At 64.8% G+C, this 15,898-nt stretch carries 15 protein-coding genes; 13 read left to right on the forward strand and 2 right to left on the reverse strand.

Features of this window, described 5'->3' with window-relative positions; translation table 11 throughout:
- The first annotated feature begins 125 nt into the window (after window positions 1-125).
- The 3 genes from I6F38_RS09195 to I6F38_RS09205 all read left to right on the forward strand — a co-directional run bounded on the left by I6F38_RS09195 (window position 126) and on the right by I6F38_RS09205 (window position 1,589).
- Window positions 126-1,028, forward strand: coding sequence for a J domain-containing protein (locus I6F38_RS09195; protein ID WP_212056530.1), 903 nt, complete (start codon window positions 126-128; stop codon window positions 1,026-1,028).
- Complete coding sequence (locus I6F38_RS09200) at window positions 1,025-1,300, forward strand: chaperone modulator CbpM (RefSeq protein ID WP_225160098.1); 276 nt, start codon at window positions 1,025-1,027, stop codon at window positions 1,298-1,300. The genes I6F38_RS09195 and I6F38_RS09200 overlap by 4 nt, the downstream gene beginning before the upstream one ends.
- 64 nt (window positions 1,301-1,364) lie before the next feature.
- Window positions 1,365-1,589: a hypothetical protein gene (locus I6F38_RS09205; RefSeq protein ID WP_016843345.1), complete on the forward strand. Its 225-nt coding sequence runs from the start codon at window positions 1,365-1,367 to the stop codon at window positions 1,587-1,589.
- A gap of 260 nt (window positions 1,590-1,849) precedes the next feature.
- Here the strand turns inward: I6F38_RS09205 and I6F38_RS09210 are convergent, their stop codons facing one another.
- Window positions 1,850-2,083, reverse strand: coding sequence for a hypothetical protein (locus I6F38_RS09210; RefSeq protein WP_028343292.1), 234 nt, complete (start codon window positions 2,081-2,083; stop codon window positions 1,850-1,852).
- Window positions 2,084-2,144: 61 nt separating this feature from the next.
- On the reverse strand, window positions 2,145-3,866 hold the full coding sequence (gene ybaL, locus I6F38_RS09215; protein ID WP_225160099.1) for a YbaL family putative K(+) efflux transporter: 1,722 nt from the start codon (window positions 3,864-3,866) through the stop codon (window positions 2,145-2,147).
- Between the two features lie 114 nt (window positions 3,867-3,980).
- On the opposite strand from ybaL, the gene I6F38_RS09220 reads away from it, so the two are divergent.
- The 10 genes from I6F38_RS09220 (at window position 3,981) to I6F38_RS09265 (ending at window position 15,837) form a co-directional block, all read left to right on the forward strand.
- Complete coding sequence (locus I6F38_RS09220; RefSeq protein ID WP_225160100.1) at window positions 3,981-4,646, forward strand: HAD family hydrolase; 666 nt, start codon at window positions 3,981-3,983, stop codon at window positions 4,644-4,646.
- A gap of 9 nt (window positions 4,647-4,655) precedes the next feature.
- Window positions 4,656-5,609, forward strand: coding sequence for a sugar-binding domain-containing protein (locus tag I6F38_RS09225; RefSeq protein WP_057019228.1), 954 nt, complete (start codon window positions 4,656-4,658; stop codon window positions 5,607-5,609).
- Window positions 5,610-5,975: 366 nt separating this feature from the next.
- Window positions 5,976-7,289 (forward strand): sugar ABC transporter substrate-binding protein, encoded by a 1,314-nt coding sequence (locus I6F38_RS09230; RefSeq protein ID WP_225160101.1) that lies wholly within the window; start codon window positions 5,976-5,978, stop codon window positions 7,287-7,289.
- Between the two features lie 188 nt (window positions 7,290-7,477).
- Complete coding sequence (locus I6F38_RS09235) at window positions 7,478-8,350, forward strand: sugar ABC transporter permease (protein WP_225160102.1); 873 nt, start codon at window positions 7,478-7,480, stop codon at window positions 8,348-8,350.
- A 4-nt stretch (window positions 8,351-8,354) separates the two neighbouring features.
- Complete coding sequence (locus I6F38_RS09240) at window positions 8,355-9,185, forward strand: carbohydrate ABC transporter permease (protein WP_225160103.1); 831 nt, start codon at window positions 8,355-8,357, stop codon at window positions 9,183-9,185.
- 16 nt (window positions 9,186-9,201) lie between these two features.
- On the forward strand, window positions 9,202-10,209 hold the full coding sequence (locus tag I6F38_RS09245; RefSeq protein ID WP_225160104.1) for an ABC transporter ATP-binding protein: 1,008 nt from the start codon (window positions 9,202-9,204) through the stop codon (window positions 10,207-10,209).
- Between the two features lie 93 nt (window positions 10,210-10,302).
- Window positions 10,303-11,076, forward strand: coding sequence for an SDR family oxidoreductase (locus I6F38_RS09250; protein ID WP_225160105.1), 774 nt, complete (start codon window positions 10,303-10,305; stop codon window positions 11,074-11,076).
- 42 nt (window positions 11,077-11,118) lie between these two features.
- The gene (locus tag I6F38_RS09255; RefSeq protein WP_225160106.1) at window positions 11,119-12,771 is read left to right on the forward strand and encodes an FGGY-family carbohydrate kinase; all 1,653 of its coding nucleotides are present in this window, start codon (window positions 11,119-11,121) and stop codon (window positions 12,769-12,771) included.
- 10 nt (window positions 12,772-12,781) lie between these two features.
- Entirely contained in the window at window positions 12,782-13,720 is a 939-nt protein-coding gene (locus I6F38_RS09260) for a carbohydrate kinase (protein WP_225160107.1), read from the forward strand.
- A 407-nt stretch (window positions 13,721-14,127) separates the two neighbouring features.
- Entirely contained in the window at window positions 14,128-15,837 is a 1,710-nt protein-coding gene (locus I6F38_RS09265; RefSeq protein ID WP_225160108.1) for a PQQ-binding-like beta-propeller repeat protein, read from the forward strand.
- Window positions 15,838-15,898: the final 61 nt, after the last annotated feature.

Below are 15,898 nucleotides of genomic sequence, written 5' to 3' on the forward strand. Positions count from 1 at the left end.
CTTGTCATGTGACGTGAGCGCATGCTGCGTCGGCCGCTTCCGGGCGCCGCGCCTGCGCACTTGCAAATCGCCTGCTTTTGCGCCCTCATGATTGCAGGTGAACTCTCGGTGTTGCGGAGCAGGTTGTGAGAAATCCGTACGAGGTCCTTGGCGTTGCCCCGACGGCGTCTGCGGCCGATATCCAGAAGGCCTATCGCAAGCTGGCGAAGAAGCTGCATCCGGATCTCAATCCGGGCGACAAGGCGGCCGAAGACAAATTCAAGGAAGTCGCTGCTGCGAACGATCTGCTCTCTGATGCCGAGAAGCGCAAGCGCTTCGACGCCGGCGAGATCGATGCCGATGGCGCCGAGCGGCCGCAGCATCGCTACTACCGGGATTTCGCCACCGCGGATGCGGGGCATCCCTATGCCGACAGCTCCGGCTATGCCGACTACATGGACCAGGACGACGCCTTCGCCGAATTGCTCAGGCGCAGCGAGCAGGCGCGCGCCAACCGGCGCGGCCGCGATCTGCATTACGCTCTCGCGATCGACTTCGCGGAATCGATCACTGGTGCGAGCAAGCGGCTGACGCTTCCCGACGGCGGTACGCTCGACGTGACGATCCCGCCGGGGCTCGTCGATGGCCAGATCATTCGTCTACGCGGCAAGGGCATGCCCGGCAGCGGCAAGGGCGGTCCCGGCGATGCGCTGATCGAGGTGGAAGTTCGCCCCGACCCGCGCTTCACCCGCGAGGGTGACGACATTACGCTGGAACTGCCGATCTCGCTGTCCGAGGCGGTGCTCGGCGGAAAAGTCCGCGTTCCGACGCCGACCGGTGCCGTGACCATGACGGTTCCGAAGGGATCGAACACCGGCACGACCATGCGGTTGCGCGGCAAAGGCGCGCCCCGCGTCGGCGGAGGCCATGGCGACGAGCTCGTCAAGCTCAAGGTGGTCCTGCCCAAGGGACCCGATCCCGAGCTCGAGGCGTTTGTGTCGAACTGGGATCGAAAGGCATTCGATCCGCGCGAGGATGGTGCATCATGAACAAGCAGCAGTTCCTCATCGATGCGGGTCTGGAGGTGCAGACCCTGGAGTTCTGGATCAAGCAGCAATGGCTGGTGCCGGACGAGACCGCCAGCGAGATCAGCTTCTCCGACACCGACGTGGCGCGCGCGCATCTGATCCGCGACCTGAAGGGCGACTTCGGCGTCAATGACGAGGGCATCGACGTCATCCTTCATCTGGTCGATCAGCTGCACGGCCTGCGCCGCGCGTTCGAGCAATTGCACAAGGACATGGCGTCACCATCGCGCTAGGCGCCTCACTTGCGACGAACCTCAGCCTTGGGACTCAACCTTGGGATCAGCCTGGGAGACGATCATGACGGACAAGCCGACGCCGCTGGCGCATGGCGAGATCGACGTTCTTATCCTGCAGGCGCTGGTGCGCAAGCTGATCGCGAAGGGCGTGCTGACGCCGGACGACGTCCGGTCGATGCTGTTCGAGGCCGCCAAGAATCTTGACCTGGTCGGCAGCGAACTGACGACGGAAGCCGCCAACATCATCGTGCAGGAGGATCTGGCGCCGGCATTCCTTGGCGGCTAGTGTCCCGAATCCGAAGTTCGCATCATTTGCCGCACCTTCGGAGCGAACTTCGGATTCGATAAGGACACTAGCGAACTTATGATTCTAGTGTGCTTTATGAATGCGAAGTTCGTGAAAGTGGCTGCCGCGAAGTTGCACGAACTTCGCATTCAGCACACTAGCGCATGATCCGGAAAAGTGGAAGCCGGTTTTCCCGCGCGACAGACGCAAAGCGTTTGCGCGGAGATCACGCTCAAACAAAGAGCTCAAATAATGAGGCTTCAGGTCTGGCCGCCGCGGGTGGAGACCAGCCGGATCCGCGTGACTTGGCCGGCATTGCCGGCGAGATAGGCTTGTGCGTCACGCACCAGCCGCTCCACGGCGGCCGCGTCATAGCTCGGATGACGGGTGTTCAGATGCAAGTCGGTCTCGATCTGCATGACGTTTGTCGTGTCCGCGGCGCCGATCTCGACCGAGAACGACACCAGCGATACGTGCGGGCTCTTGAAGGCCATCGCTCGATCTCCCTCATCGCGTGACGCGCGGCGCGCATCGGTACGATGGGCGCAGTCTATCTCAAGCTGCCGAATCCTGCTCGGCCGTTCGCATAGCAGCCGGACGCGCCCTGTCGAGCTCCTCGATCATGCCGCGGGCGATCTCGCGCTCGCCCATGATCACGATGTCGGCGCCAAGTGCCTTGAGATGATCGACCTCGGCGTCGGAATGTGCACGGGCGATGATCTGGATATCGGTATTCGCGGCGCGCGCCTGCTCGACGATCTGGCCGGCCTCGAAGGCTTCGGGAATGGCGATGACCAGCGATCGCGCGCCGGCCGGATTGGTCGCGCGCAGCACGCTGGCGCGCGCGGCGTTGCCCATCAGAGCTTCGATGCCGCGCTCCTTGAGCTTGGCAACCATGTCGTCGGACGCCTCGACCGCGAGGAACGGCGCGCTGCGTTGATGCAGCGCATCGCCGACGATGCTGCCGACCCGGCCGTAGCCGACCAGGATGGTGTGATCCTGCAATTCGGTGACTGGGATTGGTTCAGAGGCCGCGGCGGTTGGCGAGGAGGTCTGCGGCTTCTCGAGCCGCGACGTCAGCCAGTCGACCACCGCGAACACCAGCGGGTTGAGCATGATCGAGAAGATCGCGCCCGCCAGGATCAGGTCGCGGCCGGCCTTCGGCAGCAGATTGAGCGCAACGCCGAGTTCGGCCAGGATGAAGGAGAATTCGCCGATCTGGGCGAGGCTCGCCGAGATCATCAGGGCGGTTGCCATCGGATGACGGAACAGCACGACGATCAGAAGGGCGGCGATCGACTTGCCGACCACGATGACGAACAGCGTCGCGACGAATGGCCAGGGCTCGCGGACCACGCTCATCGGGTCGAACAGCATGCCGACGGAGACGAAGAACAGCACCGCGAACGCGTCGCGCAGCGGCAAGGTCTCCTGGGCCGCGCGCTGGCTGAGCGGCGATTCCCGCAGCATCATTCCGGCGAAGAAGGCGCCGAGCGCCAGCGAGACGCCGAACAGCTTGGTCGCGCCGAACGCGATGCAGAGCGCGATCGCGAGCACGGTCAGCCGGAACAGCTCGCGCGAGCCGGTATGCGCGATGTAGTGCAGGACCCACGGGATCAGCCGGCGTCCGACCACCAGCATCAGCGCGATGAACACGGCGATCTTGATCAGCGTCAGCACCAGCACGCCGGTGAGCCCGAGACCGAAACGGGCGGCGAGCGGGTCGGAGGTGAGCGCCGCGCCATCGCCGCCCTGCAAGCTCGCCACCGCCGGGAACAGCACCAGCGCCAGCACCATGGCGAGGTCTTCGACGATCAGCCAGCCGACCGCGATCTTGCCGCGTTCGGTGTCCATCAGGCGGCGCTCCTGCAGCGCGCGCAACAGCACGACGGTACTTGCGACCGACAGCGCGAGGCCGAACACCAGACCCGCGCCGACGGTCCAGCCCATCAATAGCGCGAGGCCGAGGCCCATTAATGTGGCGACCGCAATCTGCGCAATCGCGCCGGGCACCGCGATCGCCCGCACCGACAACAGATCGTTTAGCGAGAAATGCAGGCCGACGCCGAACATCAGGAGAATGATACCGAGCTCCGCCAGCTCGGTTGCCAGCGCCTGATCGGCAACGAAGCCGGGCGTGAAGGGACCGACGGCCACGCCCGCGAGCAGATAACCGACCAGTGGCGGAACCCGAAAGCGCTGGGCGATGGTTCCGAAGACAAAAGCGAGGCCGAGGCCCGCGACGACGGTCGCGATCAGAGGTGTGTCATGCGGCATTTCGCCTTGTCGCACAGCATCCCTGGCGGTGCACCGCGACCATTTGAGGCGCGGCATTCCGCGCGGAAACTGTGATCTATTGCTCATGACGTGAGCATATGATCTCATGTCGGGATGGATCCGCGGCTTCCCGAGACTGATCTCGTCATCTTCGACTGCGACGGCGTGCTCGTCGACAGCGAGGAATTGAGCTGCCGCTGTCTTGCCGAGGCGATGGTTCGGGCCGGCATCGGGATGAGCACCGAGCGGGCGCTCGAGCTCTTTCTCGGCCGCAGCACCGCGGCCCTGGTCGACTACTGCCGGGGCGTGGGAAAGCCGCTGCCCGAGACGTTTCTGCCTGACCTCGCGCTGCAGGTCCGTGAGACCTTCCGCTCCCGGCTGAAGCCGATCGCCGGCATCGCGGCGGTGCTTGAGGAATTGCGGCTGCCATATTGTGTCGCCTCATCGAGCGATCTCGAGCGGGTGAGGTTCTCGCTGGAGCTGACCGGCCTCGCTGCCAGCTTCGGGCCGCGGCTCTACACCGCGCAGATGGTCAAGCGCGGCAAGCCGGCCCCGGATCTGTTCCTGCATGCGGCAAGCGCCATGAGCGCCGCGCCGCGCCGCACGCTCGTGATCGAGGACAGCGTCAGCGGCGTGATGGCCGCGAAGGCGGCGGGCATGAAAGTGTGGGGATTTGTCGGCGGCGCCCACTATCGGTTGGCGGATGGCAGTGCTCTGCTGCGGCAAGCGGGGGCGGATCGAATCTTCGCCGCGATGACGGATTTCTGGATGGAAGGCTGACGCAAGACGATGGCTGCGCCCGACAACGAAAAGTCTCGCCTCGACGATGCGGCGCGCGCCGGCTGGCTGTATTTCATAGCGGGCCACACCCAGGATGAGATTGCGAAAATGCTGCAGGTGTCGCGCGCCTCGGCGCAGCGCCTGGTGTCGCTGTGCCTGGCGGAGCGGCTGATCACGTTTCGCCTCGAACATCCCATCGCGGCCTGCATGGAGCTGGCCTCCCGGCTGAAGGCGCGGTTTGATCTGGTGCATTGCGACGTCGTGCCGACCGATCCGGCGGCGCCGCTGTCGAATGCGGGAATCGCTGAGCGCAGCGCCAATCTGCTGGAGACGACGCTGCGCTCGGAGACGCCCGTGATCGTGGCGCTCGGCACCGGCCGCGCGGTGCGCGCCGCGGTCGAGCGGGTCTCGCCGATCGAGCGGCCCGATCACCAGATCGTCTCGCTGGTCGGCAACATCTCCGCCGACGGCTCGGCGAGCTTCTACGACACGGTGGGACGGCTCGCCGACCGCACCGGTGCGCGCCATTACCCGATGCCGCTGCCGTTCCTGATGTCGAGCGAGGACGAGCGCAACCGCATGGTTCGCATCGACCCGATCGCGCGGGTGAGGGCGGTCGCCGCCAAGGCCGATCTGCGGCTGATCGGCATCGGCCAGATGGACCAGAAGGCCCAGGTCCATGTCGACGGCTTCGTCACCCGCGAGGAGCTGCTCGAGATGATGCGGCTCGGCGCGGTCGGCGAGGTGACGGGCTGGGCCTATGACGCCAAGGGCCGCCTGATCAAGGGCGGCACCAACAAGCGGCTGACCAGCATCCCGCCGCAGATCCCCGCGGAAGCGACCACGATCGCGGCAGCCGTCGGCGCCGCCAAGGTGCCGTCGATCAAGGCCGCATTGGCGGGCCGGGTGGTCAACGGCCTCATCACCGATGAGGCCACCGCGCGCGCGGTGCTGGATCGGTAGACGTCGCGAGTCGTACTTCACCTCGCCCGCTTGCGGGGAGAGGTCGGATCGCATCGGAGATGCGATCCGGGTGAGGGGGAGTCTCCGCGCATTCGTCCGCTTCGTATGCGTGGAAAGAGCCCCTCACCCCAACCCTTTCCCCGTAAGAACGGGGCGAGGGAGCGCAGTCCCGCTGTGGCCGCAAATCAAGTTGCCTTCTGGGTCTCAGCGCCCTTCTTCATCTCCGCAAACACCTCCATTCCAGCGTGCAGTGGAACCCGCAAGCGCGCGGGACGGCGCTCCCGCGCGCTTGACAAAATTTGGCGACAGGTTGAACATACGCTCAACACGTGGGCATATGCTCAACGTGACATAAGGGAGGTCACCTTGAAAAACGTCCTTTGCGCCGTTGCGGGCGCGGCTGCTGTTTTGATCTCTGCCCCCTCGATCGCCCAGACCACGCTGACGGTGGCGACCGTCAACAATGGCGACATGATCCGCATGCAGGGGCTCACCAGCGAATTCACCGCGAAGAATCCCGACATCACCGTCAAATGGGTGACGCTCGAGGAGAACGTGCTGCGCCAGCGCGTGACCACCGACATCGCCACCAAGGGCGGCCAGTTCGACGTGCTCACCATCGGCACCTATGAGGTGCCGATCTGGGCCAAGAAGAACTGGCTGGTGCCGCTCGACAAGCTCGGTGCCGATTACGACGTCGGCGACCTCCTGCCCAAGATCAAGGATGCGGTCTCGGTCGACGGCAAGCTCTATGCCGCGCCGTTCTACGGCGAAAGCTCGATGGTGATGTATCGCACCGACCTGTTCGACAAGGCCGGCCTGAAGATGCCGGAGAGCCCGACCTGGGACTTCGTGGTCGACGCCGCCAAGAAGCTGACCGACAAGTCCGCCGGCGTCTATGGCATCTGCCTGCGCGGCAAGGCCGGCTGGGGCGAGAACATGGCGTTCCTGACCGCGATGGCGAATTCCTTTGGTGCGCGCTGGTTCGACGAGAAGTGGGAGCCGCAATTCAATTCGCCGGAATGGAAGAAGACGCTGACGACCTATGTCGACCTGATGAAGCAGGCCGGCCCTCCCGGCGCCTCTTCCAACGGCTTCAACGAGAACCTCGCGCTGTTCAACGCCGGCAAATGCGCGATGTGGATCGATGCCACGGTGGCGGCGTCGTTCGTGAGCAATCCGAAGGAATCCACGGTCGCCGGCAAGGTCGGCTTTGCGCTGGCGCCGAACACCGGGCTCGGCAAGAACGCCAACTGGCTGTGGGCGTGGAGTCTCGCGGTCCCCGCTGGCTCGAAGAAGGTCGACGCGGCCGAGAAGTTCATCGCCTGGGCGACCAGCAAGGACTACACCAAGCTCGTCGCGTCGAAGGAAGGTTGGGCCAACGTGCCGCCGGGCACGCGCACCTCGCTGTACAAGAACCCCGACTATCTGAAGGTCGCGCCCTTCGCCAAGCTGACCTTGGCCTCGATCGATGCCGCCGATCCGAACAAGCCGACGGTGAAGCCGGTGCCTTACGTCGGCGTGCAGTACGCGGCGATCCCTGAATTCCAGGGTATCGGCACCCAGGTGGGCCAGCAGTTCTCCGCGGCGCTCTCAGGCTCGACCACCGTCGATGCGGCGCTCACCGCTGCGCAGTCCGTGACCGAGCGCGAAATGAAGCGCGCGGGCTACATCAAATGAGCATGATCCGGAAAAGTGTGAAGCGGTTTTCCGAAAAGATCATGCTCAAAACAAAGCGGCGACTCGATAGCTAAGGCGCGACAGCCGCCTTGGCCGCCCGACCAGCTTAGACCTCCCGAGCTGGGCCACTTGCGACCATCCTGTCCCGCAGCGGGATGGTCGCTCCTTTCCTTGAGAAGGAGGCGGGGATGGCGACCCAGCAGACCCAACTGCTTGCACGCACGCTGCTCACGCCCGCGGTGGCGCTGCTGTTCGTCTGGATGATCGTGCCGCTGGCGCTTACGATCTATTTCGCGACCCTGCATTACAATCTGCTCGATCCCGGCTCTGAATCGTTCGTCGGGCTGGAGAATTTCCGCTACTTCCTGACCGATCCTGCATTCCTCGCCTCGTTGCAGAACACCCTGGTGCTGGTCGGCTCGGTGCTCGCGATCACGATCATCCTCGGCGTGCCGCTGGCGCTGCTGCTCGACCAGCAGGTGGTCGGGCTCTCGATCGTCCGGCTGATGGTGATCGCGCCGTTCTTCGTGATGCCGACGGTGAGCGCGCTGGTCTGGAAGAACCTGTTGATGCATCCGGTGTCGGGCCTGTTCGCCTGGATCGCGCGTCTGTTCGGGCTGCCGGCGATCGACTGGTTCAACGACGCGCCGTTGTTCTCGGTGATCCTGATCATCTCCTGGCAATGGCTGCCGTTCGCGACCCTGATCCTGCTGACCGCGCTGCAATCGCTCGACGAGGAGCAGAAGGAGGCCGCCGAGATGGACGGCGCGAGCGCGATCTCGACCTTCATCTACATCACGCTGCCGCATTTGGCGCGCCCGATCACCGTGGTGATCCTGATCGAAACCATCTTCCTGCTCACGGTGTTCGCGGAGATCTTCGTCACCACCGGCGGCGGCCCCGGCCTGCAGACCACCAACATCGCCTTCCTGATCTATTCGCAGGCGCTGATCCAGTACGACGTCGGCAGCGCCTCGGCGGGCGGCCTGGTCGCGGTGGTGCTCGCCAACATCGTCGCCTTCTTCCTCGTTCGTATCGTCGGCCGGAATCTGGAGGCGTAACGTCATGGCGCGGATGGTCACGACACGGCGCAAGGCGATCTCGACGGTGGCGGCCTGGCTGGTCGGCTTCCTGATCTTCTTCCCGATCCTCTGGATGGTGCTGGCGAGCTTCAAGACCGAGCTCGAGGCGTTCGCGATCCCGCCCTCGTTCCTGTTCTTCCACTGGACCACCGAGAACTACGCCACGGTGCAGGAGCGCAGCGACTATTTCCATCACGCGCTCAACTCGATCATCATCGCCGGCGGCTCGACCTTGATCGCGATGCTGATCGCGATCCCGGCGGCGTGGTCGATGGCGTTCTCGCCGACCAAGCGGACCAAGGACGTGCTGCTCTGGATGCTGTCCACCAAGATGATGCCGCCGGTCGGCGTGCTGGTGCCGATCTATCTGATTTACCGCACCTTCGGCCTGCTCGACACCCGCTCTGGTCTGATCTTCATCCTGTGCCTCGGCAATCTGCCGATCGTGATCTGGATGCTGTTCACCTATTTCAAGGAGATCCCCAAGGACATCCTCGAGGCGGCGCGGATGGACGGCGCCACGATCGGGCGCGAGCTGATCTACGTGCTGACGCCGATGGCGGTGCCGGGGCTCGCCTCGACGTTGCTGCTCAATCTGATCCTGGCGTGGAACGAGGCGTTCTGGACCCTCAATCTGTCGACGCTCGAGGCGGCGCCGCTCACCGTCTTCATCGCGTCCTATTCCAGCCCGGAAGGATTGTTCTGGGCGAAATTGTCGGCGGCGTCGACGCTCGCGATCGCGCCCATTCTCGTGCTCGGCTGGTTCAGTCAGCGGCAGCTCGTCCGCGGACTGACCTTCGGCGCGGTCAAGTAGCAGAAAGGCTTTTGCCATGGGTCAGATTACGCTGCAGGGTGTGCAAAAATCGTTCGGGCCGGTCCACATCATCAAGGGCGCCGATCTCGACATCGCCGACGGCTCCTTTGTCGTCTTCGTCGGTCCGTCCGGCTGCGGCAAGACCACGCTGCTGCGGCTGATCGCGGGGCTCGAGGATGTCACCGGCGGCGCCATCCTGATCGACGGGCGCAACGTGGTCGACGTGCCGCCGGCCAAGCGCGGGCTGTCGATGGTGTTCCAGTCCTACGCGCTCTATCCGCATATGAGCGTGCGCGGCAACATCGCGTTCGGCCTGAAGATGGCCGGCATCGCCAGGGGCGAGATCAACCGCAAGGTCGAGGCGGCCGCGGCGACGCTCAACCTGACGCCCTATCTCGACCGCAAGCCGCGCGAGCTCTCCGGCGGCCAGCGCCAGCGCGTCGCGATCGGGCGCGCCATCGTGCGCGAGCCGAAGGCGTTCCTGTTCGACGAGCCGCTGTCCAATCTCGATGCCGCGCTGCGCGTGCAGATGCGGCTCGAGGTGACGCGGTTGCAGAAGCAGCTCGGCACCACGGCGATCTACGTCACCCACGACCAGGTCGAGGCCATGACCATGGCCGACAAGATCGTGGTGCTGAACGGCGGCAAGATCGAGCAATACGGTTCGCCGCTCGAGCTCTATGAGAAGCCTGCCAACCTGTTCGTCGCCGGCTTCATCGGCTCGCCGAAGATGAATTTCGTCACCGGTGAGATCGCCAAGCAGCAGGGCGCCGCGACCATCGGGGTGCGACCCGAGCATTTGAGGGTCGAGCGCGACGGGCAGGGCGGCTGGCACGGCACCGTCTCGGTCGCCGAGCATCTCGGCAGCGACACCTTCCTCTATGTCGACGCCGGACCGCTGGGAATGCTGACCGCGCGTTATATCGGCGAGCTCGATCTGCATCCCGGCGACCGGGTGTCGCTGATCCCGGATCCGGCGCGCATCCACCGTTTCGACGACAGCGGAAAATCGATTCACGCGTAGAGCATGATCCGGACCCGGAGGGCCGCGTTAGCGCAAAGTCTGAAGCGGTTTTCCGAACAGATCATGCTCAAAAAGAAGCTAAGGAAGAAGAAAATGTATCTCGAAAAATTCAGGCTCGGCGGCAAGACTGCCATCATCACCGGCGCGGGTCAGGGCATCGGGCTCGCCTGCGCCGAAGCGCTCGCCGAGGCGGGCGCCAAGGTCATCATCGGCGACCGTGACGTCAAGGTCGCCAATGACGCGTTAGCCGCGCTGAAGGCCAAGGGCTTTGACGCCGATATCGCCCTGATGGACGTCACGGATTCCGGCCGCGTCTCTGCGGTCGCCGACGAGCTGGTGCGCAAGTACGGCAAGGTCGACATTCTCGTCAACAATGCCGGCATCGCCCGCAGCGAGACGCCGGCCGAGACCGTGACCGACGAGCACTGGCTCAACGTGATCGACGTCAACCTGAACGGCACCTTCTGGTGCTGTCGCGCCTTCGGCAATCACATGCTGAAGGCGAAATCCGGCACCATCGTCAATGTCGGCTCGATGTCCGGCTTCATCGTCAACAAGCCGCAGGAACAGTGCTTCTACAACGCCTCCAAGGCCGCGGTGCATCACCTGACGAAATCGCTCGCCGCCGAATGGGGCGCGCGCGGGGTTCGCGTTAACGCCGTGGCGCCGACCTATATCGAGACGCCGCTGAACGCCTTCGTGAAGAACAGCCCCAGAATGTACGACGCCTGGATCGGTGGAACCCCGATGGCGCGGATGGGGCAGGTTGACGAGATCGCCTCCGTGGTGCTGTTCCTGGCGTCCGAGGCGGCGAGCCTGATGACCGGAAGCATCGTTCTGGTCGATGGCGGCTACACTTGCTGGTAGGCTTGCGCCCGGGGATCGTGCTCAACGGAAGATAGAGCGGTCATGCGGCAAGCCTGTATCGGGGTGGACGTCGGAAGCACCAGCGCCCGGGCGGGCGTGTTCGACGAGTCGGGGAAGCTGCTCGGGTCGGCCCGGCATCCGATCCGGGTCTGGCACGAGCCCGGCGATATCGTCGAGCAATCGTCCGACGACATCTGGGCGGCCTGCGTCGCCTCCGTGCGCGGCGCGATGCGGGAGGCTGCGGTTGCCGCCGAACACGTCAAAGGCATCGGCTTCGACGCGACCTGTTCGCTGGTTGTGCTGGATGGGGAAGGCCGGCCGCTCACCGTCAGCCCGTCCGGCGATCCCGTACGCAATGTCGTGGTCTGGATGGACCACCGCGCGATGGACGAAACCGAATTCGTCAATGCGACCGGCGACAAGGTGCTGCGCTATGTCGGCGGCGCCATCTCGCCGGAGATGGAGATCCCGAAAATCCTCTGGCTGAAGCGGCATCTGCCCGCGACCTTCGAGGCCGCCGGGCATTTCTTCGATCTTGCCGACTATCTGTCGTTCCGCGCGTCCGGCTCGCTGGCGCGCTCGACCTGCACGGTCACCTGCAAATGGACCTATGTCGCGGGCGAGGGCGGCTGGAGCGAATCCTTTTTCAAGCGGGTCGGGCTCGAGGCGCTCGCGGCCGACCGTTTTGGGCGGATCGGCAGCGAGATCGTGCCGCCCGGCTCGCCGCTCGGTCGCGGGCTGTCCGAGGATGCCGCGCGCGATCTCGGCCTGCTGCCGGGAACCGCGGTCGGTGCCTCCCTGATCGATGCCCATGCCGGCGGCGTCGGCGCGATCGGCGGCCGCGATGGCTCCGGCGCCGAGGTCGATGTCTGCCAACGGCTCGCCTACATCATGGGAACGTCGGCCTGCATCATGGCGACGACGGTCGATCCCTGCTTCGTGCCCGGCGTCTGGGGCCCGTATTTCGAAGGCATGGTGCCGGGCTTCTGGCTGAACGAGGGCGGCCAATCGGCGGCGGGCGCCGCGATCGATCACCTGCTCAAGTCGCATCCGGCGCATGCCGAGGTTGCGCTCGCGGCGAAGACCGACGGCGTCGACGTCATCGAATATCTCGAGAAGCGCATCCTGGCGCGCAGCGGCAATGCCTGTGCTGCGGCGTTGCTCGCGCGCAACGTTCACGTTCTGCCTGAGTTCCTCGGCAACCGTTCGCCCTATGCCGATCCCGGCTCGCGCGCGGTGATCGCGGGGCTCGATCTCGACACCGACGTGTCGGCGCTGGAGCGGCTGTTCATCGCCGGCCTGTGCGGGCTGGCCTATGGCCTTGCCGACGTCATCGACGCCTTGCAGGCGCATGGCGTCAACGGCAAGACCATCGTGATCGGCGGCGGCGCGAGCCGCAGCCCCCTGGTGCGCCAGATCATGGCCGACACGACCGGCTACACGGTGGCGCTGCCGCAGACCCAAGAACCCGTCTTGCTCGGCGCCGCGATGCTGGGCGCGGTCGCCAGCGGCGCGCACAACTCGATCAATGCGGCGATGGCCGGCATGTCGGCGCTTGGGCGGTTGAGCGAGCCGACCAGGCCGGAGCTCGCCGGGTTCCACCGCAAGAAGCGCGGCGTGCACAAGCTGCTGCGGGAGCTCGACCGCGACAGCCGCGAGGCGATGAGGCGGGCGCCCGGCGAAGCGCCGACGTAAGGTTTGCCCCATGCTGCTGAGTTGCGGAGATGCGCTGATCGATTTCCTGCCGTCGAAGACGGCGGATGGACGTGAGGCCTTGACGCCCGCCGTCGGCGGCTCCTGCCTCAACATCGCGATCGGCAGCGCCCGGCTCGATGTTCCCACCGGCTTTGTCGGCGGCATCTCGACCGACACCTTCGGCAGGATGATCGCCGATCATGCCGCGGCGTCCGGCGTCGATCTTCGTCGCGCCACCCGCAGCAATCGCCAGGCCACGCTGGCCTTTGCGCGCGTCACCGGCACCGAGACGCAATACGCCTTCTACGACGCCGACACCGCATCGCGGAACTGGACCTATCGGCGCGATGCCGTAGCGCTTGACGAGGTCACCTGCGTGCACACCGGCTCGACCACGCTGGTCCATGACAAGGGTGCGGCGGAGACGCTGGCCTTGATCGAGGATGCGCGGCCGAACGTGACGATCTCGCTCGATCCGAACTGCCGGCCGAACCTCGTCAAGGACAAGGACGCCTATCGCGCGCGCATGCTGGCGTTCTGCGGCAAGGCCGACATCGTGAAGATGTCCGACGTCGACTTCGCCTATCTGTTCGGTGACGAGGCCCATGCTGCAAGGGCCGAGGCCCTGCTGTCGGGCGGCGCGTCGCTCGTCGTCATCACGCGCGGCAATGATGGTGCCTGTGCCTGGCATCGCAAGGCCGGACCGATCGCGGCCGAAGCGCCGGTGGTCAACGTCGTCGATACGATCGGCGCCGGCGACAGCTTTCAGGCGGCGCTGCTCGCCGCGTTGCATCGGTTGGACCGGATCGCGCAGCCGCAGTTGCGCGACGTCTCCGCAGCCGAGCTGACCCGTGCGTTGTCCTTTGCCTGCAAATGCGCCGCCTTCACCTGCACGCGGCCCGGCGCCGATCCGCCGCGCAGCCGGGAGTTGCCGGCCGACTATTGGTAGGGCATGCACGGCCTTAGCCGGCGCGGTGTCTTGCGCGATGCCGTCGCTTGACGCTTAGTCTCATTTTGCGTGCTGCGCCTGCGAAGGCAAATCCGCCCGGTGATGCGTGAAGGCGTCCGAAGCACCCGATATCGCTTGGATTTGATGCCAACCCGCGATCGCTGCATTTCGATCGCACGAAGTCATGCTGCTTCGGCTTCGCATTGAGCGCATCGGTTGTCTTTGTGAAAGACCGCGCTAACATGGAACCCATCCATCGATACCTGTCTTCGTCCTTTTTTGATCGTCTATTGCAGCGCAACCAAGCCACGCAACGGGGTTGCGGGCTCGCCAGGGCGACCGGGCCTCGAAGGGAAGTAGCAGACACGCATCCCTAATATTGCAACCAAGAAATAACGGGGGAAGATATGTATGTGAGAGGGATTGCGGCATTCGCCGCCGCACTCGGCGTTGGCCTGTTGTCGGGCGCCGCCATCGCGCAGGAAGTCAAGCAGGAGAAGCAGTCGGTCCTCGGCAACGCCAATGTTTCTCCGGTGACCCAGGAGCAGCTCAACGCCGCCGACAAGAACAGCAGGGACTTCCTGCTCACCAACGGCAACTATGCCCAGACGCGATTCTATCCGGGCAAGCAGATCAGCCGGGACAATGTCAAGGACCTGCACGTCGCATGGATCTTCCAGACCGACGTCAAGGAATCGCTTGAGACATCTCCGATCGTCGTCGATGGCGTGATGTTCGTCACGACGTCGTTCAGCCATGTCTATGCGCTCGACGCCAAGACCGGCCAGCAGCTCTGGCACTACGCCCACAAGATGGGCCCGATCACGGTTTATTGCTGCGGTCCCAACAATCGCGGCGTCCAGGTGCTCGGCGACCGGGTCTATCTGGCGACGCTCGATTCCAAGCTGATGGCGCTGAATGCCAAGACCGGCGAGGTGATCTGGACCACCAACATCGCCGATCCCGAGCTCGGCTACAGCGAGACGATGGCGCCGACTGTGGTGAAGGACAAGGTACTGATCGGAACCAATGGCGGCGAATACGGCATCCGCGGCTTCGTGCGCGCCTATGACGCCAAGACCGGCAAGCAACTCTGGAATTTCCACACCATTCCGGAGAACTCCGTCGGTGTCTGGGCGACCAAGGATGCCACGGGCCGCGACATGCATCGCAATATCCAGGCCGAGAAGGACATGCTCGCCAAGATCGGCGATCCCTATGCCAAGCTCGGTGGCGGTGTGTGGCAGAACCCGTCGGTCGATCTCGCGACCAACCGGATCTACTTCGTCGTCGGCAACCCATCGCCCGACCTCGACGGCTCGAACCGGCCCGGTGACAACCTCTACACCAACTCGCTGGTCTCGCTCGATCTCGACACCGGCAAGTATGTCTGCCACTTCCAGTACATCGCCCATGACGTCTGGGACCTCGACGCGGTCAGCCCGACGGTGCTGGTCAACGTCAAGGACAAGAGCGGCAAGACGATTCCCGGCGTCATCCATGCCGGCAAGACCGGGCACATCTATGTGCACGATCGCAAGGACTGCAGCCTGATCCGCTTCTCCGAGGCGATGGTGCCACAGGAGAACATGTGGGTGCTGCCGACCAAGGAAGGCGCGCGCATGCTGCCCGGCGCCAATGGCGGCGTCGAATGGTCGCCGATCGCGACCGATCCGGGACAGGAGTTGGCCTACGCCATCAACCTGCACCAGCCGATGACCTACCACGTCGAGAGCTCGGCCTATCCGAACGGCAAGCTGTGGCTGGGCGGTGCCTTCAAGGTGATCCCGGGCGAGAAGCAGGCGGGCAACATCACCGCGGTGAACTACAACAACGGCAAGATCAAATGGCAGGTCAACACGCCCGAGCCGATGATCGGCGGCATCCTCGCCACCGCCGGTGGCCTGGTCTTCACCGGCGAAGGCAACGGCAAGTTCGCGGCCTACAATTCGTCGAACGGCAAGGAGCTGTGGAGCTTCCGGGCCGGCGCCGGCGTCAACGCGCCGCCGTCGAGCTACATGGTCGGCGGCAAGCAATATATCGTGGTCGGCGCGGGGGGTAACACCCAGCTCGACTACAAGCGTGGCAACAACATCATCGCCTTCACGCTCGACTGAGCCCGGGCCTGATGCATCATCACGCGTGCAAACATTGACGGCGAGGCGGGACCGGTTCGGT

Source organism: Bradyrhizobium sp. BRP56 (assembly GCF_020194035.1).
Classification (GTDB): domain Bacteria; phylum Pseudomonadota; class Alphaproteobacteria; order Rhizobiales; family Xanthobacteraceae; genus Bradyrhizobium; species Bradyrhizobium australafricanum.